Raw genomic sequence first — 22,504 nt, 5'->3', positions numbered from 1 at the left:
TAGGGAGCGTCAATCGAGCCCGAAATTAGAACACGTTCTAGTAGACTTCGGCTATGGAACGATTGACCGGATTGGATGCCAGTTTCCTCTATCTCGAGACCGGGACCCAGCATCTACACGTCTGCGCGCTGCTCATCCTGGACCCGACGGCCGACGGCGCGCGCTACTCCTTCGACTCCTTCAAGGCCGAGCTGGGCCGCCGAGTACCCCTGATCCCGCAGATGCGGCGGCGACTACACGAAGTGCCGTTCAACCTGGACCATCCGGTCTGGGTGGAGGACCCCGACTTCGATCTCGACTACCACATCCGGCGCATCGGCATCCCGAGTCCGGGCGGCAGGAGCGAGCTGGCCGAACTGGTCGGCGACATCGCCAGCAGGCCGATGGACCGCGACCGGCCGCTGTGGCAGATGAACGTGGTCGAAGGCGTCGACGGCGACAAGGTCGCGGTGATCTGCAAGTACCACCACGCCGCCGTGGACGGCATCACCGGCACGAACATGATGATGCACCTGTGCGACATGGAACCGGGCGTGACCCGACCGGAGCCGACGGAGGAATGGCGGCCCGAGTCCGCGCCGAACGACTTGAAGCTGTTCGCGGAGGCGGCTGTTCGACTGCCGGGCAAGATGGGCATCGTCGGCATGGTGCCCAAGACCGTCGGCATGCTCGCCGGTTTCGCGCAACGGCGGCGAAACAACCAGGCGGGCATGGCGATTCCGCTCACCGCGCCGCGCACCCCGTTCAACAAGGCGATCACCCCGCACCGCGCGGTGGCCTTCGCCGAAGCGGATCTGGCCGACATCAAGGAGATCAAGACCGCCTTCGACGTGAAGGTCAACGACGTTGTGCTGACCGTCGTCGGCGGCGTGCTGCGCGCCTATCTGGACAAGCACGACGAGCTGCCCGATCGCTCGCTCATCGCCTCGGTGCCGGTCTCGGTGCACGAATCCTCGCGGCACACCGAGGGAATCAACAAAGTCTCCTCGCTCTTCTCCGAGCTCGGCACCGACATCGCCGACCCGGTCGAGCGGCTGCACGCGGTGGCCGCGGCGAATCGGAACGCCAAGGACGAACACGATCTGATCGGCGCCGACTTCCTCCAGGATTGGTCGAAGTACGCCCCGCCCAACACCTTCCAGCTCGCCGCGCGGGTGTACTCGTCGCTGAAGCTGGCCGAGCATCATCCGGTGGTGCACAACCTCGTGGTGTCGAACGTGCCGGGCCCGCCGATGCCGCTGTACTTCTTGGGCATCAAGGTGGACGCGATGTATCCGTTCGGGCCGGTCTTCCACGGGGCAGGGCTCACCGTCACGGTGCTGTCCAACAACGGCGATCTCGACATCGGGTTCATCGCTTGCAAGGAGCTCGTGCCCGATCTCGCCACGATGGCCGACGCGGTGCCGGGCATCATCGACGAATTGCGCACCGCGGCACGCGAAGTGGTGTAATCCCCATGCCGCCCTGTTCGCCACCGACGCCGAACAGGGTCTCCCGCAGCGATTTTCGCCGGGTCACTGCCGCGCGGCAACGGCAGCGCAGCCGTCGAGCAGCGCGGGAACGAAACGCTCCGCGCCGAAGACACAGCCCGTATGTCCCGTCCCGGCCAGGTGAATGGTCGCGCCGGGAATCATCGTCGCCATCTCCAGCTGCCGATACACCGGAATCGCCCGGTCGCGGGTCGTGATGACCACCGCCGTCGGCGCCGAAATCGCGCCGAGCCAGGCCGACGCGTCGAACCGTCCCACCTCCGCGATCACCTGAGCCAGCGCCCAGCCGCTCGTGCTGCGGAATTCCTCCAGCGCCCAGCGCTCGAAACCGCCTGGCGGCCAGGTATGTTCCGGCAGTTCGGACAACCTGCTCGCGAATGCGTCGAGGCGCCGCAGCGAATACGGGCCGATGGCATCGGCGAAAGCGCCGAACACCTGATGGAACGCCCGCTCGCGCCACTTCTCCCGGAATCGATACGGCGTCGCGCACAGCACCAGCCCGCCCACGCGGTCCGGATGACGGTGGGCCGCCGTCAACGCGACCACGCCGCCGAGCGAATAGCCTGCGCAGAGGGGCCGCTCGACGTTCATGGCGTCGGCGACCGCCAGCACGTCGTCGGCGCAGTCGCGCACCGAGAAGTGCGGGGACTTGATGCCGCGCCCGTGCCAGCGCTGGTCGAACAGGATCACCCGGTAGCGCTCGGCTAGCGCAGCCAGCGCGGGAAACCAGGTGAGGTAGGCGGTGCTCGCGGTGCCGTGCAGCAGGATCACGGTCGGCGCGCCCTCTGGCCCCGGGATGTCGACCACGTAGGTGCGTCCCCTGCCCGCCAACTCGACCACGCGGCCGCCGGGCACCTCGGCGATGTCGGGAACGCCCGCGCGGCGGATCCACCGTCGGATCCGGTCGGGATTCGCCATCCTCGGACCTCCTCCGGGCGACAATACTGGAACACGTTCCATTCGATGATGCCACAGCGTTACGGACCGGTCTGTGCTGCGCGGCGGATTCTTCGCCTCGCGGACCCGCTGAACTATGCGGATGTTATGTAACGTGTTCACGTCGGCTACCGCCGACGCTGTTTCCGCGACGGACGGAGGTACCGCAATGGGGCGGCTGACCGGCAAGGTGGCCTTGATCAGCGGTGGAGCCCGCGGCATGGGCGCCGCGCACGCCAAGAAGTTCGTGGCCGAGGACGCGCGCGTCGTGCTCGGAGACATCCTCGACGACGAGGGCAAGGCGCTGGCCGAGGAACTCGGCGACCACGCCGTCTATGTGCACCTCGACGTCCGGGAGAAGGCGGACTGGCAGGCCGCCGCCGCCGAAGCCGTGCAGCGGTTCGGCGCGCTGAACGTCCTGGTGAACAATGCCGGGATCGTCAACGGGAACCTGCTGGTGGACTTCGCGCTGGAGGAATGGCAGCGCATTATCGACATCAACCTGACCGGCACCTTCCTCGGCATGCAGGCGGCGACTCCCGCGATGATCGAGGCGGGCGGCGGCTCCATCGTCAACATCTCCTCCGTGGAGGGCATGCGCGGCAGCCCCGGCCTGCACGGTTACACCGCGACCAAGTTCGCCGTCCGGGGTCTGACGAAATCGACCGCGCTGGAGTTGGCGCAGCACGGGATTCGGGTGAACTCGGTGCATCCAGGCTTGATCAGCACGCCGATGACCGAGGGCATTCCGGCGGATTTCCTCCAGATCCCACTGGGGCGGGCGGCGGATCCGGAGGAGGTGTCGAATTTGGTGACATATCTGGCGAGTGATGAATCGTCGTATTCGACGGGGGCCGAGTTCGTCATCGATGGGGGGTTGACGGTGGGGGTTCCGCACAAGACGTTCTAGTCGAAGCGCCTGGTCGGGTCCTCAGCGGGACCGGTCGGGTGGCCGCGTTCCCGTTGTCGCCCGTTGGCACCTCGGCAGCGGTCATACCGGCCATCACCTATCAGCGGCGCCCTCGGGCGGCACGCGACGACGTGGCACCGGGCACCGGGCACACACCGGCAATCACCCCTCGGCCGCGTCCGCCAGCGGCCCCGGCGACCCACACCCGGGACAGTTACGCCTCAGCGGGGGCGATGATCTCGAGCAGGATCCGTTGGCGGCCACGCACCCGCAGTCACCCAGCGACGGCAACCGCCAACGGCCCGCACCCGGAGGTAGTCACGAGATCTCCTGTCCTGTCGCGCTTCCCACGCACCTCAGCTGGAGAGCAGCAGTCCCGCAGCTAGGGCGAACATCACCAGCGCGATCGCCGCATCCAGTACTCGCCAAGCCGTCGGGCGGGTGAACAGCGGTCCCAGGAGGCGGGCGCCGAAGCCGAGTGTGACGAACCACAGGATGCTGGCGAGCATCGCGCCAGCGCCGAGGAACCAGCGGTCGGGCGGTGCGTAGGTGTTGGCGAAGGAGCCGAGCAGCAGGACCGTGTCCAGGTAGACGTGCGGATTCAGCCAGGTCAGCGCCAGGCAGGTGAGGCGCGATCACCGATCGAGACAGTACCCACCGCTGTGGTGCACGCAAACCTGTGTCTTTCGGCGCTCGAACGCGGCGGCTGCGCGACGGTCGCCTGGTAGCCGCGTCCACTCAGACGATCTTGTCGGCCACCAGGATGACCTTGCCCGCCGCCTTGCCGTCGCGCAGGTGGTTCATCGCATCCGGTGTCGCGGTGAGCGGCAGCATGCGGTCGAGCAGGATATGGGCGCCGTCATCGATCTTCCGCACCACCGCCGCGAGACGTCCCGCAGCCGAAGTATGGAAAACGAACTCCGCACGCAGACCACGTGCCACGGCGCGTTCGACATCGGGCGGTACCGGCAGCGCCACAAGCAATCCACCGGGTCGCAGCGCCTCGAGCGATCGCGCTTCGTTCTCGCCGCCCACGGTATCCAGCACGACGTCCACCCCGGAGATCGACTCGGTGAAATCGGCAACCTTGTAGTCGACAACCTCGTGCGCCCCGAGCTTCAGTGCGATATCGACACCGGCACCCGACGCGGTGGCGATCACGCGGGCACCGATATCCCGGGCGAACTGAACCGCGAAGCTGCCGACACCGCCCGCCCCGCCGTGCACGAGCACGGTCTGGCCCGTCCGCAGGCTCGCCACCTCGGTAAGTGCCTGCCACGCGGTACCCGCGGCGGTCACAATGCCAGCCGAAAGCGGAAGGGATACCGACGCGGGAGCCTTGGCCAGTTGGTCGGCCGGAACCGTAGTGAATTCGGCGGCGGCGCCGCCCTGGGTGGGATCGAGCCTGGCGACCACCCGATCCTCCACCGACCATCCGGCGACCTCGGCGCCTACCTCGGCGATGGTCCCCGACACATCGGTGCCCAGCGTGTACGGGAACTGCACCGGGAAGAATCCTTGGACGGAGCCCGAGGCGATCTTCAGGTCGAGCGGATTCAGTGCGACACCTGATACGCGGACGAGAACCTCGCGCGGTCCGACCGCCGGATCGTCGATGTCCACCGCCTCGGCCTGCCCGCCATAAGCTCGAATCTGTACTGCCTTCATGACCTACGCTTCTTCCTTTTCCTTCTCGGCCGACCATGCGCCGACCTGCTGGAACCAGCCGAACCAGTCCTCGAGGTGCCAGGTCCGGACGATGCGCCCCGCAGCGATCTCGTGGAATTCGTGGATAGGGATGTGGACTTCCCGTCCGGATCCCGGGACGCCGAACCATTCGCCGCGATGCGTGCCGCAGATCTCGCCCCGGACACCGACGAGCCCGTCGCCGTTGTCGTCCCGCCCGTCGACGATGGCGTGGATGACGACCTTCACCTCCGCAAAGGCCTGGGAGAATGCCGCGATGAGGGGTTTGATCCCGTCGCGCCCCGGCGCCTGCCCGGGTGCGAGCGGAATATCCTCCCAGTCGGGCGTCAGAACGGTGTCGAGCAGATCCACCTCGCCGCTGAAGGCCCGATAGAAGGTCGCCAGCAGTTCATCCGGCGGGCTGGCCATCATGTTGTCTCCGTTCATCATTGGTAGCCGGGATCGCGACTTTCGCCGATACCCCGGTTCGAACTCCTCTGAGTGTCGTCGGCTCGAGGAACGGCATCCAGGTGGCGCCTGCACCGGGGTCGGCAGCCCCACCGTCAGGCAAACCGGCCAGATTCTCTTCGGTCACGCGCCATTCGGCAGCCGCGACATTCGCCCTCAGCAGGGCGAAACTGATTCGGCCGCCGCAGCTTTCGTTGCGGATCTGATCGCCCGCAGCGGCAGCCAGGGAATCGTGTTGGCAGACCGGGGATCCCGCCCCACGGGAGAACACCACCTGGTTGGCATGGCGGCACCGAGCGACGGTGGAGATCGCGCAGTCGATCACATCCACCGAACCCATAGGTCGTTCGGCCGATGCGGCCGAGACAGCGCTTTCTAGATCATCTTGGGCACACGAGGTCGGGGATCACCCCGTCGATGGAAGGAGAATTCATGGTCAGCGCGGCTGCGACGGTCGGCGTGGGGTGCATCGAGCCCGCCGAGGTACATCTGGACGATCTCGACTTCATGGGGAACCTGCACAACGGCCGGTATGCGCTGCTGATCGAGCGGGCACTGGTCGCGGTGTGGGCACGCGCGGGATACTCCATCATCGACGGGGTACCAACACATCCCGATGTCGTACATGTCGTGTTGGAGCAGACGATCAGGTACCGCAGTCCCGTTCGCGGTGTCGGGCGGATTGCGGTTCGGTTCTGGCTGAAGCACCTGGGCAAGAGCAGCATGGTCTTCGATTTCCAGGTGGCTTCCACCGACGGGCACACCGTGCACGCCGAAGGCACGCGCACCGAGGTGAACATCGATCTCGCCTCGCTGCGTTCGGCGCCGTGGGCCGATGCGACTCGCGAGCTGGCCGATTCGCTCTTCGAGCGTTCACCGATCGCGGAGCAGCCCGCCGCTTCCGAGATCAACGACCGGTGAGGCGAAATCCGCTGTGCCGCAGCATAACAACGATAGCCGTACTGGAGAATATATGACTCGCACGACCGAACCGAATCCCGCTCCCGCGGCGGACACCGGACCGCGGCAGCGGGCCGACGCCTGGCTCCGCGATTTCGAATCGGCGCTCGCCGCAGGCGACGCGCACACCGCGGCCGCGATGTTCACCGTCGATGGCCTCTGGCGCGATCTGGTGGCATTCACCTGGAACATCAAGACGCTCGAGGGCCGTGTCGAAATCGCCGATATGGTGCGGACCCAGGTCGCCGACATCCGCCCGCGCGGCTTCCACACGACCGATGCGGCAACCGAATCCGAAGGCGTGATCACGGCGTCGATCGGATTCGACACCGCCGTCGGCAGCGGGATCGGACTGCTCCGCCTCACCGACGCCGGGGCCTTCACATTACTCACGACATTGCACGAACTTCACGGCCGCCCAGAGCCGGTCGGCGCGCAGCGGCCGAAAGGTGTAACGCACGAGGCGATTCGACACCGGATCGGCGCCGAAGATCGCGAACAGGAGGACCTGGAACTCGGCCGCAGCCGCCAGCCCTATGTGGTGGTGGTCGGCGGCGGGCAGGCCGGTATCGTGCTCGGCGCGCGGCTGCGTCAGCTGGGCGTGCCCGCCCTCGTCATCGACGAGAACGACCGCCCAGGCGATCGATGGCGCGCCCGCTACAAGTCACTGGCCCTGCACGATCCGGTGTGGTACGACCACCTGCCCTATCTGCCGTTCCCCGACAACTGGCCGGTATTCACCCCGAAGGACAAACTCGCCGACTGGCTGGAGTTCTACACCCGCGTCATGGAGGTGCCGTACTGGTCGAAGACCACCTGCGTACGCGCCTCCTATGACGAACGGCATCGGCAATGGGGCGTGCACGTGCGGCGCGACGGGGAATCGCTGGTACTCACACCGCGACACCTGGTGCTGGCCACCGGCATGTCCGGCAAGCCGAATGTGCCGAATATTCCTGGTGCGAATCGGTTTCGCGGCGAGCAACAGCATTCGAGCCGCCACCCCGGACCGGACGCCTACGCGGGCAAGCGCGCGGTGGTGATCGGCTCGGGCAACTCCGCCCACGACATCGGCGCCGCACTGTGGGAGGCCGGGGCCCGGGTCACCATGGTGCAGCGCTCCTCGACGCATGTCGTGAGATCGGAGTCGGCCATGGAGCTCGCGCTCGGCGAGCTGTACTCCGAACAGGCCGTCGCGAACGGGATCACCACCGAGAAGGCGGACTTGATCTTCGCCTCGCTTCCCTATCGACTGCTGCCGAGCCTCCAGGTTCCGATCTACTCCGCCATCCGGGAACGCGATGCCGAGTTCTATGCCCGGCTGAAGCGGGCCGGATTCCAATTGGATTGGGGTGACGACGATTCCGGGCTGTTCATGAAGTATCTGCGTGGCGGGTCCGGCTACTATATCGACACCGGCGCCTCGGAACTGATCACCAACGGCGACATCCGACTCGCCCACGGGGAGGTGCGTGAACTCACCGAGGACGCCGTCGTCCTCGGTGACGGCACCGCGCTACTCGCCGATCTCGTCGTCTACGCCACCGGCTACGCACCGATGCACCATTGGGTCACCGACCTCATCGGCCCGGGGACGGCCGAGACCGTCGGCAGATGCTGGGGCTACGGTTCGGGCACGACCAAGGACCCCGGCCCCTGGGAAGGCGAGCTGCGCAATATGTGGAAGCCCACCGCGCAGGATGGACTCTGGTTCCATGGAGGCAACCTGCACCAAACGCGCTTCTACTCGCGATATCTCGCAGTGCAGCTCGCCGCGCACTACGCGAACATTCCCACCCCGGTGTACGGGCTGCAGCAGGTCCATCACCGAACCTGACCGACAGGAGCACTGACAGGATGCGGTGGCAAGTATCGGTACTGGGACCGGTCGAGGCGCGTGCCGGTTCGACCGTGATCGCAATTCCCCAACCGAAGAGTCAGGCACTACTGGCAATGATCGCGATGTCCGGACGAACCGTATCGATCCCCGAGCTGATCGACGGGATCTGGGGCGCGAACAGTCCGGATTCGGCGATCGGCGCGGTCCGCAATCTCGTGTGGTCGGTGCGGCGGCACCTCGCCGTCCGCACCGACTCCACCGATATCGTGGCGTCGGTGCCCGGTGGATATCACCTGGCCATTCCCGTCGGCACCGATGCGGTGATCGCGGAGGGGCATCGTGATGCCGCCGAGTCTGCCTGCACCGCTGGTAGATACACCGAGGCAAAAGCGGAAGTCGATGCGGCGCTGCGACTGTGGCGCGGTGACCCACTGACGGGAGTGCCCGGGCCGTGGGCGGAGAGCCAGCGATCCCGGCTCCGCAGGCTGCATCGGGCACTGCGGGAGCAGTCGATCGAGGTCGCCCTCGCACTCCGCGATCATGACCGCGCCATTGCCGAGGCCGAATCGCTACGGGCATCCGATCCGCACTGCGAGCGGCTCTGCGCGCTACAGATGACCGCGCTTCACTTCGCGGGCCGTCGTGCCGAGGCGCTGACCGTCTACCAGCACACCAGGCAGCGGCTCGTCGACGATCTCGGCCTCGAACCGGGACCGGCGCTGACCGAACTGCATCGACGGATCCTCACCGAGAGCAAGGTGACGCTGCCGGCCGCGAGCACGAGGGATGTGCCGGCAGTACAGCGGTTGCCAGCCCAATTACCCACGGACACCGCCGATTTCACCGGCCGCACCGACGAGGCGGCGGCACTGGAAGCCGATCTCACCCCCGCCGGGACGGTGGTCGTCGCCGGTGTGACGGGCATGCCAGGAGTGGGCAAGTCGGCTTTGGCCGTGCACATCTCGCACCGAGTCCGTGATCGTTTTCCCGACGGTCAGTTTCACTTCGACCTGCGGGGTAGTCGTCCCGATCCGGTTCAGCCGGGCGATGCGCTCGCCGCGTTCCTGCGCGCGCTCGGCGTACCCGATACCGGCATCCCGCCGGAGTCGAATCAACGCGGCGCCCTGTGGCGGTCGATGATCGACGGTCGCCGAATGCTGGTCGTGCTGGACGACGCGTACGACGCCGAGCAGGTGGCGCCCCTGCTGCCGGGCGGCCCGGGTAGCGCCGTCCTGATCACCGGTCGCCGCCCGATCGTCCTGCCTGGCATCCGATCCCGGCGTCTCGCCGTGCTCGATACGGTCGCCGGTGTGACGCTGCTCGGCCGGATCGTGGGACACGACCGCGTCGCCGCCGAGCCACGGGCCGCTCGCGACCTCGTACACCTGTGCGGGCATCTGCCGCTGGCGATCCGGCTCGCCGGAGGACGGATCGCCATGCGGCCCGAATGGACCCTCCACTCGGCGGCCGATCGGATCACCGCACGGCACGCAGGGCCCGACGCATTCGAATTCGGCGGTGTCACCGTGGAGTCGGCCTTCCAGTCGGGTTATGCACGGCTGGATTCCGCAGCCGCACAGGCCTTCCGGCTGCTCGCCCGGGTCGACACCTCGGTACTCACACTGCCGGTGATCGCGGGCGTGCTGGAGCGCGACGATCGTGCTGCCGAACGATTGTGCGAGGACCTGGTCGACCACGGCATGCTGGAGCCGATCAGACATGGCCAGTACCGATTTCACGAGCTGCTGCGCAGCTTCGCGCGCGCGGAGCTAAGGCAACAGGCCGTGCTCCATGGCAAAGACCGCGACACCGGCCCGGGTTCGCCGTCCGGTCTTGTTGTAGATGTGCGCAAGGTGGTGGCCCACGGTCCGGTCCGAAATCCGCAGCCGCTCAGCGATTTCCCGATTGCGTAGGCCGCGGGCGGCCAGACAGAGCACCTCCACTTCCCGTTCGGTCAGGCCTGCGGGCAGCCCCTGACGCGGCCGGGGCTGGCCCGCGGCCTCGATGACCAGCGCGCAGGACTGCCGGTCGAGCGTACCGTCGTCGGCCTCCTTCATCAGCAGCTCGGCCGCGGCCTGCGGATCGAACGCCGCACGGTGCGCACGGGGTTCGGTGAGCGCGGCGAAGGTGTCGGCGGCGGCCAAGATGCGGGCGGCCAACGGCAACTGCGTGGACGAATCGCCGCGGTGGTAGCCGGTGCCGTCGGCCCGCTCGTGATGGGCAGACGCGATCGGCGCGAGATGCGCCAGCGCGGGCACCCGATCGAGCACCCGCTGCGTCCAGTAGGTGTGCATCCGGACCCGTTCCATCTCGGCGATCCCCAGCGGACCGGGCCGATCCCAGATACTGCTCGGCACGCCGACCCGGCCGAGATCGTGCAGCAGAGCGGCGCACCGCAATTCGACGACCGCGGCAGCATCCAGACCGGCCAGCCTGCCCGCACCCGCGGCCAAGGCGGCGACATGCTCGCTGTGGCCGAGCAACCACTGGCTCTACAGATCCACCAGCCGGGCCAGCACCGCACACAGCCGCGGCAGCGCGTCGAAGGCGACCGTGATGTGCGGTACCGGTTCCGCCGCGAGCACGGCCGCGATCGCGTCCGGGTGCTCCAGCGGGGCCAACGCCGCACCCGGATCGGCGCAGAACACCTCGACCAGATGCGGATCGAGATGCCGGCCGCCCCGGCGTCGGATCTCGGACACCGCGCCGGTCACTCCACCCACCGCATGGGCGAGGACCGCCTGCTCGGCGAGGTGGATCACCCGCGTGGCCAGCGAAAGATCGTCGCCCGCACGACCGTCCGGAATGCCGCGGCCGTCCCAGCGCTCGTACACATCGTCGAGGGCACGGATCGAATCCGGCCGCAGGCCGAGCCCGCCACCGAGTGCCCGGCCTGCCTCGCACCCGCTGCGCATCGCTTCGACACCGACCGTCGGGAGCACTTCGACAAGAGTCCGTGCGAGCCGCGGGGCATCGGCTCCGGCCCAGTGGCCGAAGTCGCGCAGCTGCGCGGCGAACATCGCCTCGTCACCGGGATCCAGGGTTTTGAGCGCCGCCTGGAACGCAACATCGTCACCGAAGATCGCCGCCAGCTCCGGCGCGAACGACGTACAGCCGATCGAGCGCAACAGCGCGGTCTCGAATACCACCCGAAGGGTCACCGGATCGGCGCCGAGCATGGACTCTGCGAATACCGTGGCGACCACACATGTGCGCAGCCCCTTCTCGAACGGCACACCCGCCGCGAGATCGGTCGTGAGCGACAGCGCCGCAAGCATTTCCGCTATTCGTACCGATCGCATCCGCCCGACACTAACATCGCGTGACCCCGGCGGCGGACTTCGGCCGCAGGGCAGACCGGCCCCGATCCGGGACCGGTCTGGTCGTCGCACCCGCGCGGGGTCACGACATCGCGGCAACCATGGTGTGAGTATCCGCGATCGTCTCGAACTCCACCGGTACCCGGCCCTCCATCCGCCACACGTGCACGAACCGGGCGCGCATCGCCTTACCCGTCTCCCGGCGCTGCCCGACGTAGTGGCCGAGCGCGAGCACCACGTCCCGCACACCGAACAGTTCGTCCGGGATCACCGCGAAGTCCACCCACTCGGTGGTGAATCGGGCGAACACATTGCCCGCCACCGCGTCGGGGCCGACGTAGGTGCCGCCGTAGGGCAGACCAGCGGTGACGGTCCACCTGATCTGCGGGCTCAGCGTCGCCAGCACAGCCTCGCCGTTCCCCTCGGCGAGATCGCTGTACATTCCGGCCACCACGGCCTCGTTGGCCGTCTGCCGCAGTTCCGCAATCCGACTGTCGCTCATGATGTTCGCCTTTCTTTTCGGACACTGGCGCCCATCCTCTCGACATCCGCCCCCGGCACGCATCGGCCGAACGACCTACGAGATCTCCGCAGCCAGGGGTCCGCAGCCCCTGGCCTCCGTCGGCCGTGCCCGACAAGAATGGCCAGGTGGACCTGCCTGAACTCGGAGCTTTCCTGCAATCGCGCCGCGCGCGGATCACGCCCACCGAGGTCGGTCTGCCCACGGGTTCGCGCCGCCGCGTCCCCGGCCTGCGGCGCGACGAGGTCGCGCAGCTGGCGGGCGCGTCCGTGGACTACTACATCGAACTCGAACGCGCCCGTGGCGCGCAGCCGTCGCCCCAGATGCTCGCCGCCCTTGCCCGCGCCCTGCGGCTGGACTCCGACGAACGCGACCACCTGTTCCGGCTCGCCGGACGCGAGCCCGCAACGGAGAGCGGCACCGCCGCACACGTCCAACCGGCCCTGCTGGCACTGCTCGACGAGCTGCACGGCACCCCCGCGCAGATCATCACCGACCTGCACGAAACCGTGGTGCAGAACCGGCTGGCCGTGGCGCTGCTCGGCTCGCCGGTCCCGGCCGAAGGTCACGCGACGAGCTTCGTCTACCGCTGGTTCACCGACCCGGCCAGCCGAACCGTGTATCCGGAGGCCGACCATCCGCACCATGCCAAGGTGATGGTGTCCGACCTGCGCGCCGCTGTCGCCCGCCGCGACCAGGACGCGCGCTCCAGAGCTATGGTCGCGCGCCTGCGCCGGGCCAGCGCCGAGTTCGCCGAACTCTGGGATACCGGCGACGTGGCTGTCCGTCGCGGCGACCGCAAACGCATCAACCACCCCACGCTCGGCGTGCTGGATGTCAACTGCCAGAACCTGTTCAGCGAGGACGGGCGTCAACGGCTCCAATTCTTCACGGCTCCGCCGGGGAGTCCCGCGGTCGAACAATTGCGACTGCTCGCCGTCATCGGTACCCAGGACCTCACCGACGAGAGCCTCGATACCACGAATCGGACAACCCACGCTCCCTGATCCGCAAGCGAAATGTCCTCAACTGCCGCGTTGCGCGGCAGGAATCCCGGACCGGCCGTAGAACTCGCCCCACTATGCTGGGCGCCGTGACACCGAAAGCCGAGCAGGAGCCAGTGCTGCGGGCCGACGCCGCGCGAAATCGTTCCCGGGTGTTACAGGTCGCCCGCGAGCAACTGGCCGCCGGTGACGACTCGCTCCAGCTGAACGTCATCGCCAGGCTCGCCGGAGTGGGCGTGGGAACCGTATACCGGCACTTTCCCACCCGCCATGCGTTGCGGGAGGCGCTGTTGGCGGAGCGCTTCCAAGAGCTCGTCGGCGAGGCGCAAGCCGCGGCCGCCGACGCGGATGCACTGGTGGGTCTGCACCGCTTGCTGCGGTTCGCTCTCGAACGCGCATTGGACGACGCCGGGTTCGCGGCCGTGCTCGAGTCGCCGAACGACGCCGAGACTCGGACCTCAGCGATGAAGGCCGAACTCGACAGCGCCGTCGCGACTCTTCTCGACCGTGCGCGGGTGACCGGCGCCATCCGACGCGACATCGAGGCGGACGATGTGCGCCGCCTGCTGTGCGGCATCGAGCATGCCCTGCGCTCCGGCGACAGCGACTCGACACGCACCCAGACCTACCTCGACGTCCTCCTCGAGGGCCTGCGGCCCGCGCGCTGACCGACCGTCTCATCCCGAACTCAAATAAGCGGATATCTATCCGTTCTGCTAAGTTGCCGAAGGAACCGGATAGCTATCCGATTTGATGGAAGCGTAGCGAGGGCGGGCCTGTGGAACAACGAGCAGTGGTAACGGCGGGGACCGGCGGAATCGGTCTCGAGACGGCGATAGGTCTAGCGGCGCGCGGCTTCGCCGTCACCGTGGTCGGCCGCAACGTCGAGCGCGGCGCCCGCGCGGTCGAGCGGATCGCAGCGGCCGCCACCGGAGCCGAGCCACGTTTTGTGGCAACCGATCTCGCATCGCTCGGCAACGTGCGCGCGCTCGCCACACAGCTGGCGGCCGAGGGACCGCTGAAGGTTCTGGTCAACAATGTCGGCGCGATGTTCGCAGACCGGCAGCAGACCGTCGACGACATCGAGGCGACGTTCGCCGTCAACCACCTCTCGCCGTACCTCCTGACCGAACTGCTGCTCGATCAGCTCCGAGCCGGCGCACCGAGCAGAATCGTGAATGTCAGCTCCGGTGCGATCCGGGTGGCCAAGCACACCTTCGACGCCGTCGAACCACCGGGCGGCTACTACGGCTTCCACTGGTATGGCCGAGCCAAGCTCGCCAACCTTGCCTATGCACTGGACTTGGCCGAGCGCCTACGTGACTCAGGTGTCTCGGTATTCGCGGCCGACCCCGGCGGCGCCGCGACGGACATGACCGACGGCACCATGCGATCACCGAAGATCGTCTCTCCGGGACTGCGCCTGATGTGGCCGTTGGTTCGTCGAACCTTCGAACACGCCACCGCAGGCCCCGCGTCGGTAGCCGCCCGGCCGTCGATCTTCGCCGCGACCGACTCCTCTCTGGACGGGCAGACCGGCCTGCTCATCGGCCCCAAGGCCCACCCCGTCCCCGCCTTCCGTGGAAGCACCGATACCCGGACGGTCGAAAACGTCCTCAGGCTCAGTCGGCAGCTGGCGCCCCTCACCGAGCGTCAGTGAGTCCTGCGAAGTCCACCAATCGGAGGTTTCCGCCCCGCTTCCGGGAGCGAGGTCCGGAACTCAGCCGAAGTGGCAGACGTAATGCACGGTGTCGAGAACCTCGATCTGGAACGAGCTGTCGCCGGGCACGTTGAACGACTCGCCGCCCTTGTAGGTGACGGCCTCGGTCGCACCGGCGAGGGTGACCTTGCACTCCCCCTCGATGAGTTCCATGATCTCCGGCGCGCCCGTGGTGAAGGTCAGGGTCGAGGGCAGGATGACGCCCACCGACTTGGCGGTGCCGTCGGCCAGCTCGATGCTGTGGCTGACGCACTTCCCGTCGAAGTAGACGTTGGCCTTCTTCGTGACACTGACATTCTCGAACTGCGACATGGTCTCTTTCCCGTGGTCGAGTGGAGTTGTCAGCCTACTGCAATGACGCCGCGGCGCCCGCGCCTACCTGGGAGAACCCGAGCCGCGCGGTCGCCGTCGACGCGGGTCGAGCCGCCGGTGTGGTTTCGGCGTCTGCGCGGCGCTACATCACCCGGTCGGTCAGTCGATCGCCTCCGGGAACAACTCCGCCCACCGCGCCGACCACTCCCACACCGGACGCAGCGACTCCCCGAGTTCCCTTCCGGCCGTGGTCAATTCGTACGACTTGTCGGACTTCTTGACGATCAACCCCGCAACCTGAAGGTGCTGCAATCGCACCGACAGCATGCTCGACGAGCACTGCCCCATCCGTCGCCGCAGCTCGAGAAAGCCCAGCGTGCCAGGCTCCAGCTCCCACACGATGCGCAGCATCCACCGCTGGCCGAGCAGTTCCATGGTGGCCAGCATCGGTTCGTTCGCGGGGTCGGCCTCACCCCGCGACGGCTTGGCACCGCTTGCGCTTCTCATTTCGAACCACCATAGTGATTCTAATTTAGAAGCATTGGAGCGGGCGGCGGTCCGCGGAAGAAGGGAACGTGGTGCACGAACGGGACAGCTCGACCGACCGGCGAATCGCCCTCATCACCGGCGCCTCCCGCGGCATCGGCGCCGACACCGCCCGCATCCTCGCGGCCCGCGGTGACCACGTGATCGTCAACTACCGCGAGAAGCGCCGCCGCGCCCAGACCATCGCCGACGAGATCGCGGCGAGCGGCGGAAGCGCATCGATCGCGGGCGCGGACGTCTCCGACGAAACCGCCGCACGGACCATGATCGCCGACATCGGCGCCGGTTTCGGCCGCCTGGATGTCTTGGTACTCAACGCATCCGGCGGCCTCGAACGCGACGCGTCACCGGACTACGCCATGTCCATCAACCGCGACGCCCAATTGCGCCTGACCCGGCTTGCCTTGCCGCTCATGCCATCCGGAGCCCGCATCGTCTTCGTCACCAGCCACCAGGCCCATTTCCACGGCCGCAAGCCCGTTCCCGCCGACTACGAACCCATCGCCGCCAGCAAACGCGCGGGCGAGGATGCCCTGCGCGCGCTCATCCCCGAACTCGCCACTCGCGGCATCACTCTCACCGTCGTCTCCGGCGACATGATCGACGGCACCATCATCGTCCGCCTCCTCGAACGCCGAGACCCCGACGCAGTCACCACCCGACGCGACCACGGCCCGCTCCCCACCATCGAAGAATTCGCCACCGCCATCGCCGACGCCACCACGACCCCCACCGAATCCGGCCACACCGTCTACATCGGCGGCAACGACTACCTCGCGGGGACGTCGATCAGCTAGCGGCATACCGCTGACGGTGTTCGAACTTTGTTGGATGGGAGGTGATGCGCGCCCGGCCTGGACTGTGATTTATCCCGTATCTCCGGTTCGATGACGCGTTCCGCGTCGATACCGCTTAACGTCGCGACGGCACAACAGTTGGTTTGGAAGGTGGCAGCGAGCGTGGCAGATACCCGGGCGAAGATCGATGAACTGGTCAAGATCCTGACGATCGCTACGGAACCCGCAGGTGAGGCCGGTGTCGCCAAGCGGGAGAAGAAGGGTATTCCGAGCGTTCGCCAGCGTGTGGACATGCTGCTCGACCGCGGGACGTTCATCGAGACCGGTGCGTTGGCTCGTCAGCCCGGCCAACCGGATGCTCTCTACGGTGACGGGCTGGTCACCGGTCGCGGGCTGATCGGGGGCCGTCCGGTGGTGGTGATCGCCCACGACCAGACCGTGTACGGCGGGTCGGTCGGTATCACGTCCGCCCGCAAGTTCATGCGGGCGCTGCAACTCGCGTTCGACACCGCGTGCCCGGTGGTGACGATCAATGATTCCGGCGGTGCGCGCATCCAGGACGCGGTGGGTTCGATCGCTTCGTTCGGTGATATCTCCCGGGTGCTGGAGAAACTGTCCGGGTATGTGCCGCAGGTGTCGATCATTCTCGGCAAGTGCGCCGCGGGTTCGGTGTACGGGCCGATCAACACCGACGTGCTCATCGGCACCAAGGATTCCTACATGTTCGTCACCGGGCCGGAGGTGATCAAAGCCGTCAACGGTGAGGACATCAGCGCCGAGGACCTCGGTGGCGCCAAAGTACAGGCCGAACGCGGCACCCTGCATCACGTGGCCGACACCGAGCAGGAAGCCTACGACTGGGCCCGCAACTACCTGAGCTACATGCCGACGAGCTGCCTCGAGCAACCGCCGATCGTCAACCCCGGCCTGGAGCCGGAGATCACCGCTTCCGATCGGGAGCTCGACAAGATCATCCCGGATTCCGATCGCTCCGGTTATGACATGCACGAGATCCTGCTACGAATTTTCGACGACGGTGAATTCCACGAAGTCCGCGCCGCGTTCGCCCCGAATCTGATCACCGGGTTTGCCCGGGTCGACGGATATCCGGTCGGCGTGATCGCCAACCAGCCGTTGGTATTGGGTGGTTCCATCGACGCCGCCTGCTCGGACAAGTCGACCTATTTCATCCGGCTCTGCGACGCGTTCAATATCCCGCTGGTGTTCGTCGCCGACACCCCGGGCGTGCTGCCGGGGCTCGAGCAGGAAGCCAATGGTGTGATCATCCGCGGCGGCCGGGTCCCGCGGGCGATCATCGAAGCGACGGTCCCGATCATCAACCTGGTCGTGCGCAAGTCCTACGGTGGCGCCTACGGCATGATGGCGGCCCGGCAGGTGGGTGCCGATATCAGTTTCGCCTGGCCGACGGCCCGGATCGCTGTCATCGGCGCCGACAGCGCGGTCGACCTCATCGGCAGGCGGCAATTGGCGGCGGTGCCGGAGGAGCACCGGGCAGCGGCGCGCGAGTTCATGGTCAACCAGTACAACGAGACGATCGCCACCCCGTGGATCGCCGCCGAACGCGGCTACATCGACGCGGTCATCGAGCCGGCGCGCACCCGTCTGGAGATCCGGAGCGCGCTGCGCTTGTTGCGCGACAAGCCGCCGGTCAAGCCGGAGTTCAACCCGCGCAAGCACCCGGTGTACCCGATGTGATCTTCCCGAACCACTGATCCGCCCGGTCAGTGACAGGATGATCCATCGTGCGGCCATGACGTCCGCCGTTCGCGTTCAACAGGTTTCGGGCCCAGCGCAGCGCACATCCGCTGGCGGGCATGGGCATGGTGCCCGCCGCCGAACAGCACAGTTCGGTGGCGGGCAGCCGAATTCCCCGGCAGGGGTCAGAGCGTGGCGCCGATGCGGGCGCGCAGCCCTTCGGCGAATGTGCGCGCTGCCGCGAGATCGGCCGCGTTCGGTCGTCCCTTCCGGATACCGCCGACGAGCTTGAACGGGAGGTAGGTGTCGAACGCGCGACACGAGAAGGTGTCGACCACCTCGAAGCCCTTCTGCTCGAGAAGCCGCACGAGGGGGCGGGAGAAGCGCTGGAATCCCGCTTCGGGAAATCCACTGGTGGCGAACACGAATGCCTTGCCTCGCCGCCCCACCGGAAGCGACTGAACGAACTCGCGCAAGTCAGCGTGGAACGATCCCAGGAAGATCCCCGAGCCGAACCCCACCAGGTCATAGGTGGCGAGCTCGGCCGCATCGACCTGGCCGGGTTCGACAACACGGGCCTCCAGGGCCTGCCCCATGACGTCGGCGACCCGCTTGGTGTTGCCGTGCGACACCGAGGTGCACACGATGATGGCCTTCATAACTATGTCCCCCTTCACTTTCCGCATTCGAGTCCGGCGCTCGCTGGACCGAGTCACCGGCTCCCATCTGTCCTGCCTCGACCCTAACGGTTGCGGCGGGGCGCGCTGAGCCCAGCAGATCCCATGCATCGCTGAGAATTCGAGCGCGGGCGGCTGAGTCTTCTCGTTCGGCGGAACAGCGCGCTCACGGTTCCGAAATCTCGTCCCGCGATCCCGCGATCCACGCCGCGATCTGTGCCCGCGAGGTGAAATCCAGCTTGGTCAGCAGGTGCTCCACATGCCCCTGGGCGGTTCGCGGTGAGATGACGAGGCGAGTGGCGATCTCCCGATTGGTGAGCCCTTCGGCGACCAGTTCGGCGACTTCCCGTTCCCGTTTCGTCAGCTTGCGACCGGTAACGTCGGCCGGTGCCTGCGCGGTGTGTTCACCCAAGGCATAGGCGATCGCGGCGTCGAAACTGAGCGCAGCGCCTTCCCGCTGGGCGGCGGAGTACCTCCGATTGCTCAGTGCCTGTCGCGTCCGGCGCTCGTACTCTTCTTGGTGGACGCTCAGGTCCGAAAACATCACCGGCACCGTGCCCACCGACCGGCCGATCCGCTCGGCGGCCGCGGTCAACACGACAGCACGCTCCGCATCCTGTCCTTCGGCGGCGATCCACGCCAGCGCTTGCAGGCAAATACCCGCGTTCGCACGATCTTTCAGCATCCGGCTCAGCCGCAGTGCCTCCGCGAGCAACTGAGTCGCCCGCTCGGGATGGCCCTGCCGCCACAGCGCGAAAGCCAGCGACCACAGCACGTAGGACTGGAAAATCGTACCGCCGTGCTCTTCGGTGAGCGCGATCGCGTGCTCGTAGTACTCGACTGCCCTGTCGGTGTCGTCGTGAAACTCGTGGGTGAGACCGAGGAACATCACAGCATCGACCCGGAACGGGACTTCAGCTCGTTCCTCGTACACCCGGATGGCTTTCTCGAAATACGGGCGCGCGGTGGATGGGTCCCCACCGAACAGTGCGAGGACTCCGTCGGCGAAGTCGATGTGTGCGCGAGCCAGTGGATCGGGCGCCTGCTCGACGCGCGCTCGCCCATCACGCACCAGACGCGCCACCGCGGGAAGGTCGCCCTGCACCGCGGCCATCAGCGAGGCGACGTAGATCGCGGCGGCCTGGTCGACGGTGGCTGCTCCGGTGCACCGGGCAAGCAGGCGCTCGAGCCAGCGCCGCCCCTCACCGAGCAAGCCCTGAAAGAACCAGGAGCTGGAAAGAGCTACGGCGAGCCGAATCCCGGCTTCGGGGTTGTCGGACACGCAGAATTCCAGCGCCTGCCGCAGATTCGGTTGCTCCCTGTTCAACCGGGAAATCCATTCGAGCGCTCGGGAACTGGTCATGCCGGCGTTCGCATCGAAAGCAAGCCGTTGATACCAGTCGCGGTGGCGGCGGCAAACCTCGAGATATTCGCCCGACTGGCGCGCCTTTTCCTGGCCGTAGTCGCGCACGGTGTCGAGCATGTGGAACCGCATCGAGCTACCCGACTCCTCCCGGATGAGGATCGACTTGTCGACGAGGAAGGCGATCGTATCCCAAAGGGTCTCTGCCGCAGAATCATTCCCGCAGACGAACTGTGCGGCCTCCAGGTCGAAGCTTCCGGCGAACACCGACAGCTGGGACCACACTCGTTGCTCGGACGGTGTGCAGAGGTCGTAGCTCCAGTCGATACACAGTCGCAAGGTCTGTTGCCGCGCCGGGGCGCCTCTCCTACCACGCGTGAGCAATGCGAACCGATCGGTCAACCGCTGCAAGATCTGCTCGGGTGACATCGCCCGCAACCAGGCCGTCGCCAACTCGATCGGCAACGGCAAGCCGTCCAGCTGACGGCAGATCCGGGCGATGGTGACCGTGTTGTCGTCGGTCAGCTCGAAGCCCGCGACAGCCGCGGCGGCCCGCTCGGCGAACAATCGCATCGCGTCGTTGCGGGACAGGCTCCTCGGTAGCCGATCGGGATCGGGGACCGCAAGCGGGTGTACCGGCAATACCGCTTCTCCGTCGAGGCCGATCGGCTCGCGACTCGTCGCGAGAATCCGCAACCCCGGGCACGCACGAAGCAGCGACTCGGCGAGCTTGGCCACCCCGGCCACCATCTGCTCGCAATTGTCCAGCACGAGAAGCAATTCCCGATCGGCCAGGAACTCGGCGAGCACGTCGAGCAAGGGCCGCACCGACCGGTCCTGCAACCCCAGCGCGGCCGCCACGATGCTCGCCAGCAGCGACTCGTCACGCACCTCGCCGATCTCCACGAAAACCACGCCGTCGGCGAAGTCACGCTGCGCGTCAGTGGCCACCCGCACCGCCAGCCGCGTCTTGCCCACCCCACCCATCCCGGTCAACGTCACCAACCGCGCGGCCGACAACGAGTTCTTCGCTTCGGTCAACTCCGTGCGCCGGCCGACGAAACTGGTCAGCTCCAACGGAACCCTGCCCGGTCGGCCCGAACCCGAAGAAGACTCCGGCGGTCGAGGCTCGCGCGATCCGCGCGAGGGGGACGTTCCCTTTCCGCCTGGCTCGGCCCCATGCTCGGCCGAGGACGGGGTGTGCAAGGCCATCTCGTCGACGGGGAAACCATGGTGGCGTTGCGATGCCTGGAGTTGCTCACCCAGTTCGGCCGCGGAAGGGCGGCTGCGCGGGTCGCTGCCCATGGCTCGTTCGACGATGGCGCTGACATCCGCGGCAATGCCCTGCTCCCGCAGATCCGGGACCGGCTCGGAGGTGATCCGAACGAACTGCGCCACCACCTGCTCACCGCTGCGACGTTCGAAAGCGGCATGACCGGTGATCGCGGCGAACAGCGTCGCGCCCAAGCCATAGACGTCGGTGGCGGGACTCGGTGACTGGCCGGCGACCACTTCCGGCGCGGTGAAAGCCGGCGTACCCGTCACGATGCCGGTGCCGGTGACGAAACCGCCCGCGAAATGGGCGATTCCGAAGTCCACCAGCGTCGGCTCGTCGTAATCGGTGAAAAGGATGTTCGCGGGCTTCACATCGCGATGCAGAACCCCGAAGCGATGCGCCGTCTCCAGCGCTCCAGCCAGCTTCACCCCGAGCCGCAGCACCTCCTGCAACTCCAGCGGCCCGTCGCTGCGGATCCGCGCGTCGAGAGAGCTGCGCGGGTAGTACGGCATCACGAGAAAAGGCCGACCATTGCCGGTCACATCAGCGTGGAGGACATGCACGATATTGGGATGCCCGGTCAATCGACCCGCGGCCCGCTGCTCGCGGAAGAACCGCTCCCGATTGTCCTCGTCGAGATCGGCGGTGAGCACCTTGACCGCCACCACACGATCGAGCTCTGCCTGCGTGCACCGGTAGACGGCACCGAACCCGCCGCGGCCGATCTCCATGGCGTCGTCGAACCCGGCCGCCGCCAGCTCCGCCGCGACCGAACCGGACGCGTCACGTTGCGTCGCGAAGGGATCGGCGTCGGTCATCGACTACACCGATACGTCCGAACCACGCCATGGCAACAGCATCATTGTCCTGCTCGCCTCTCGATGACTACCTCGAGAATATCGCCGGGTGAGGGACCACGGGTCTCGTTGCCGCTCGCGTGCGGGGAACCGGTTCCGCCGGGTC

21 protein-coding genes and 1 pseudogene are annotated in these 22,504 nt (G+C 67.1%); 10 read left to right on the top strand and 12 right to left on the bottom strand.

From position 1 onward, the window contains the following. Positions 1–53 precede the first annotated feature (53 nt). Positions 54–1,451, top strand: a complete 1,398-nt coding sequence (locus AC3EO7_RS08550) for a WS/DGAT/MGAT family O-acyltransferase (protein ID WP_435590915.1) — start codon at positions 54–56, stop codon at positions 1,449–1,451. 63 nt (positions 1,452–1,514) lie between these two features. Here AC3EO7_RS08550 and AC3EO7_RS08545 read toward each other — a convergent pair whose 3' ends face one another. Next, a complete protein-coding gene (locus AC3EO7_RS08545) occupies positions 1,515–2,408 on the bottom strand; it encodes an alpha/beta fold hydrolase (protein WP_435590914.1) in 894 nt (297 codons plus the stop codon). 187 nt (positions 2,409–2,595) lie between these two features. On the opposite strand from AC3EO7_RS08545, the gene AC3EO7_RS08540 reads away from it, so the two are divergent. Continuing rightward, positions 2,596–3,336: a glucose 1-dehydrogenase gene (locus AC3EO7_RS08540; protein WP_435590913.1), complete on the top strand. Its 741-nt coding sequence runs from the start codon at positions 2,596–2,598 to the stop codon at positions 3,334–3,336. A 356-nt stretch (positions 3,337–3,692) separates the two neighbouring features. On the opposite strand, the gene AC3EO7_RS08535 is transcribed toward AC3EO7_RS08540, so the two are convergent. The 4 genes from AC3EO7_RS08535 to AC3EO7_RS08520 all read right to left on the bottom strand — a co-directional run bounded on the left by AC3EO7_RS08535 (position 3,693) and on the right by AC3EO7_RS08520 (position 5,821). Next, on the bottom strand, positions 3,693–3,956 hold the full coding sequence (locus tag AC3EO7_RS08535) for a LysE/ArgO family amino acid transporter (protein ID WP_435590983.1): 264 nt from the start codon (positions 3,954–3,956) through the stop codon (positions 3,693–3,695). 118 nt (positions 3,957–4,074) lie between these two features. Further along, on the bottom strand, positions 4,075–5,004 hold the full coding sequence (locus AC3EO7_RS08530; RefSeq protein ID WP_435590912.1) for an NADP-dependent oxidoreductase: 930 nt from the start codon (positions 5,002–5,004) through the stop codon (positions 4,075–4,077). A 3-nt stretch (positions 5,005–5,007) separates the two neighbouring features. After that, entirely contained in the window at positions 5,008–5,454 is a 447-nt protein-coding gene (locus tag AC3EO7_RS08525) for an ester cyclase (RefSeq protein WP_435590911.1), read from the bottom strand. After that, on the bottom strand, positions 5,432–5,821 hold the full coding sequence (locus AC3EO7_RS08520) for a hypothetical protein (protein WP_435590910.1): 390 nt from the start codon (positions 5,819–5,821) through the stop codon (positions 5,432–5,434). Before AC3EO7_RS08520 ends, AC3EO7_RS08525 begins: the two co-directional genes overlap by 23 nt. 101 nt (positions 5,822–5,922) lie before the next feature. Here AC3EO7_RS08520 and AC3EO7_RS08515 point away from each other — a divergent pair, with 101 nt between their 5' ends. From AC3EO7_RS08515 to AC3EO7_RS08505, 3 genes and pseudogenes are all read left to right on the top strand, one after another. Continuing rightward, the gene (locus AC3EO7_RS08515; protein WP_435590909.1) at positions 5,923–6,411 is read left to right on the top strand and encodes an acyl-CoA thioesterase; all 489 of its coding nucleotides are present in this window, start codon (positions 5,923–5,925) and stop codon (positions 6,409–6,411) included. Between the two features lie 52 nt (positions 6,412–6,463). Then, on the top strand, positions 6,464–8,287 hold the full coding sequence (locus AC3EO7_RS08510; RefSeq protein WP_435590908.1) for a flavin-containing monooxygenase: 1,824 nt from the start codon (positions 6,464–6,466) through the stop codon (positions 8,285–8,287). Between the two features lie 20 nt (positions 8,288–8,307). Next, positions 8,308–9,528, top strand: a pseudogene (locus AC3EO7_RS08505) (AfsR/SARP family transcriptional regulator); the annotation flags it as partial. Positions 9,529–10,059: 531 nt separating this feature from the next. Here AC3EO7_RS08505 and AC3EO7_RS08500 read toward each other — a convergent pair. The 3 genes from AC3EO7_RS08500 to AC3EO7_RS08490 form a co-directional block, all read right to left on the bottom strand. Further along, positions 10,060–10,773 carry an HD domain-containing phosphohydrolase gene (locus AC3EO7_RS08500; protein WP_435590907.1) on the bottom strand — a complete coding sequence of 238 codons (714 nt, stop codon included), beginning with the start codon at positions 10,771–10,773 and terminating at the stop codon, positions 10,060–10,062. Between the two features lie 9 nt (positions 10,774–10,782). After that, positions 10,783–11,592, bottom strand: a complete 810-nt coding sequence (locus AC3EO7_RS08495; RefSeq protein ID WP_435590906.1) for a hypothetical protein — start codon at positions 11,590–11,592, stop codon at positions 10,783–10,785. Between the two features lie 100 nt (positions 11,593–11,692). After that, positions 11,693–12,112: a nuclear transport factor 2 family protein gene (locus AC3EO7_RS08490; RefSeq protein WP_435590905.1), complete on the bottom strand. Its 420-nt coding sequence runs from the start codon at positions 12,110–12,112 to the stop codon at positions 11,693–11,695. Positions 12,113–12,258: 146 nt separating this feature from the next. On the opposite strand from AC3EO7_RS08490, the gene AC3EO7_RS08485 reads away from it, so the two are divergent. From AC3EO7_RS08485 to AC3EO7_RS08475, 3 genes are all read left to right on the top strand, one after another. Next, positions 12,259–13,137 carry an MmyB family transcriptional regulator gene (locus AC3EO7_RS08485; protein WP_435590904.1) on the top strand — a complete coding sequence of 293 codons (879 nt, stop codon included), beginning with the start codon at positions 12,259–12,261 and terminating at the stop codon, positions 13,135–13,137. 86 nt (positions 13,138–13,223) lie between these two features. Next, a complete protein-coding gene (locus tag AC3EO7_RS08480) occupies positions 13,224–13,802 on the top strand; it encodes a TetR/AcrR family transcriptional regulator (protein ID WP_435590903.1) in 579 nt (192 codons plus the stop codon). A 125-nt stretch (positions 13,803–13,927) separates the two neighbouring features. Further along, positions 13,928–14,794: an SDR family NAD(P)-dependent oxidoreductase gene (locus AC3EO7_RS08475; protein WP_435590902.1), complete on the top strand. Its 867-nt coding sequence runs from the start codon at positions 13,928–13,930 to the stop codon at positions 14,792–14,794. Between the two features lie 60 nt (positions 14,795–14,854). Here AC3EO7_RS08475 and ppnP read toward each other — a convergent pair whose 3' ends face one another. Both ppnP and AC3EO7_RS08465 read right to left on the bottom strand, forming a co-directional pair. After that, entirely contained in the window at positions 14,855–15,166 is a 312-nt protein-coding gene (gene ppnP / locus AC3EO7_RS08470; RefSeq protein ID WP_435590901.1) for a pyrimidine/purine nucleoside phosphorylase, read from the bottom strand. A gap of 159 nt (positions 15,167–15,325) precedes the next feature. Beyond that, positions 15,326–15,673: a winged helix-turn-helix transcriptional regulator gene (locus AC3EO7_RS08465; RefSeq protein WP_435590900.1), complete on the bottom strand. Its 348-nt coding sequence runs from the start codon at positions 15,671–15,673 to the stop codon at positions 15,326–15,328. A gap of 68 nt (positions 15,674–15,741) precedes the next feature. Between AC3EO7_RS08465 and AC3EO7_RS08460 the strand changes: the two genes are divergently transcribed. Both AC3EO7_RS08460 and AC3EO7_RS08455 read left to right on the top strand, forming a co-directional pair. Continuing rightward, positions 15,742–16,509: an SDR family oxidoreductase gene (locus tag AC3EO7_RS08460; protein WP_435590899.1), complete on the top strand. Its 768-nt coding sequence runs from the start codon at positions 15,742–15,744 to the stop codon at positions 16,507–16,509. A 162-nt stretch (positions 16,510–16,671) separates the two neighbouring features. Then, entirely contained in the window at positions 16,672–18,225 is a 1,554-nt protein-coding gene (locus AC3EO7_RS08455; RefSeq protein ID WP_435590982.1) for an acyl-CoA carboxylase subunit beta, read from the top strand. 185 nt (positions 18,226–18,410) lie between these two features. On the opposite strand, the gene AC3EO7_RS08450 is transcribed toward AC3EO7_RS08455, so the two are convergent. Together AC3EO7_RS08450 and AC3EO7_RS08445 are read right to left on the bottom strand one after the other, a co-directional pair. Then, a complete protein-coding gene (locus tag AC3EO7_RS08450; RefSeq protein ID WP_431962958.1) occupies positions 18,411–18,884 on the bottom strand; it encodes a flavodoxin family protein in 474 nt (157 codons plus the stop codon). A 184-nt stretch (positions 18,885–19,068) separates the two neighbouring features. Then, positions 19,069–22,359, bottom strand: coding sequence for a protein kinase domain-containing protein (locus AC3EO7_RS08445; protein WP_435590898.1), 3,291 nt, complete (start codon positions 22,357–22,359; stop codon positions 19,069–19,071). Between the last annotated feature and the right edge of the window lie 145 nt (positions 22,360–22,504).

The sequence above is a fragment of the Nocardia sp. bgisy118 genome (assembly GCF_057708605.1).
This window is presented reverse-complemented; position numbering and strand designations above follow the sequence as displayed.

What these genes read in the sequence shown, in the direction of transcription:
- AC3EO7_RS08540 (WP_435590913.1), top strand. Translation starts at nt 2,596, where the DNA reads ATGGGGCGGCTGACCGGCAAGGTGGCCTTGATCAGCGGTGGAGCCCGC.
- AC3EO7_RS08450 (WP_431962958.1), bottom strand. Translation starts at nt 18,884, where the DNA reads ATGAAGGCCATCATCGTGTGCACCTCGGTGTCGCACGGCAACACCAAG.
- AC3EO7_RS08550 (WP_435590915.1), top strand. Translation starts at nt 54, where the DNA reads ATGGAACGATTGACCGGATTGGATGCCAGTTTCCTCTATCTCGAGACC.
- AC3EO7_RS08445 (WP_435590898.1), bottom strand. Translation starts at nt 22,359, where the DNA reads ATGACCGACGCCGATCCCTTCGCGACGCAACGTGACGCGTCCGGTTCG.
- AC3EO7_RS08545 (WP_435590914.1), bottom strand. Translation starts at nt 2,408, where the DNA reads ATGGCGAATCCCGACCGGATCCGACGGTGGATCCGCCGCGCGGGCGTT.
- AC3EO7_RS08495 (WP_435590906.1), bottom strand. Translation starts at nt 11,592, where the DNA reads ATGCGATCGGTACGAATAGCGGAAATGCTTGCGGCGCTGTCGCTCACG.
- AC3EO7_RS08525 (WP_435590911.1), bottom strand. Translation starts at nt 5,454, where the DNA reads ATGATGGCCAGCCCGCCGGATGAACTGCTGGCGACCTTCTATCGGGCC.
- AC3EO7_RS08490 (WP_435590905.1), bottom strand. Translation starts at nt 12,112, where the DNA reads ATGAGCGACAGTCGGATTGCGGAACTGCGGCAGACGGCCAACGAGGCC.
- AC3EO7_RS08530 (WP_435590912.1), bottom strand. Translation starts at nt 5,004, where the DNA reads ATGAAGGCAGTACAGATTCGAGCTTATGGCGGGCAGGCCGAGGCGGTG.
- AC3EO7_RS08515 (WP_435590909.1), top strand. Translation starts at nt 5,923, where the DNA reads ATGGTCAGCGCGGCTGCGACGGTCGGCGTGGGGTGCATCGAGCCCGCC.
- AC3EO7_RS08510 (WP_435590908.1), top strand. Translation starts at nt 6,464, where the DNA reads ATGACTCGCACGACCGAACCGAATCCCGCTCCCGCGGCGGACACCGGA.
- ppnP (WP_435590901.1), bottom strand. Translation starts at nt 15,166, where the DNA reads ATGTCGCAGTTCGAGAATGTCAGTGTCACGAAGAAGGCCAACGTCTAC.
- AC3EO7_RS08465 (WP_435590900.1), bottom strand. Translation starts at nt 15,673, where the DNA reads ATGAGAAGCGCAAGCGGTGCCAAGCCGTCGCGGGGTGAGGCCGACCCC.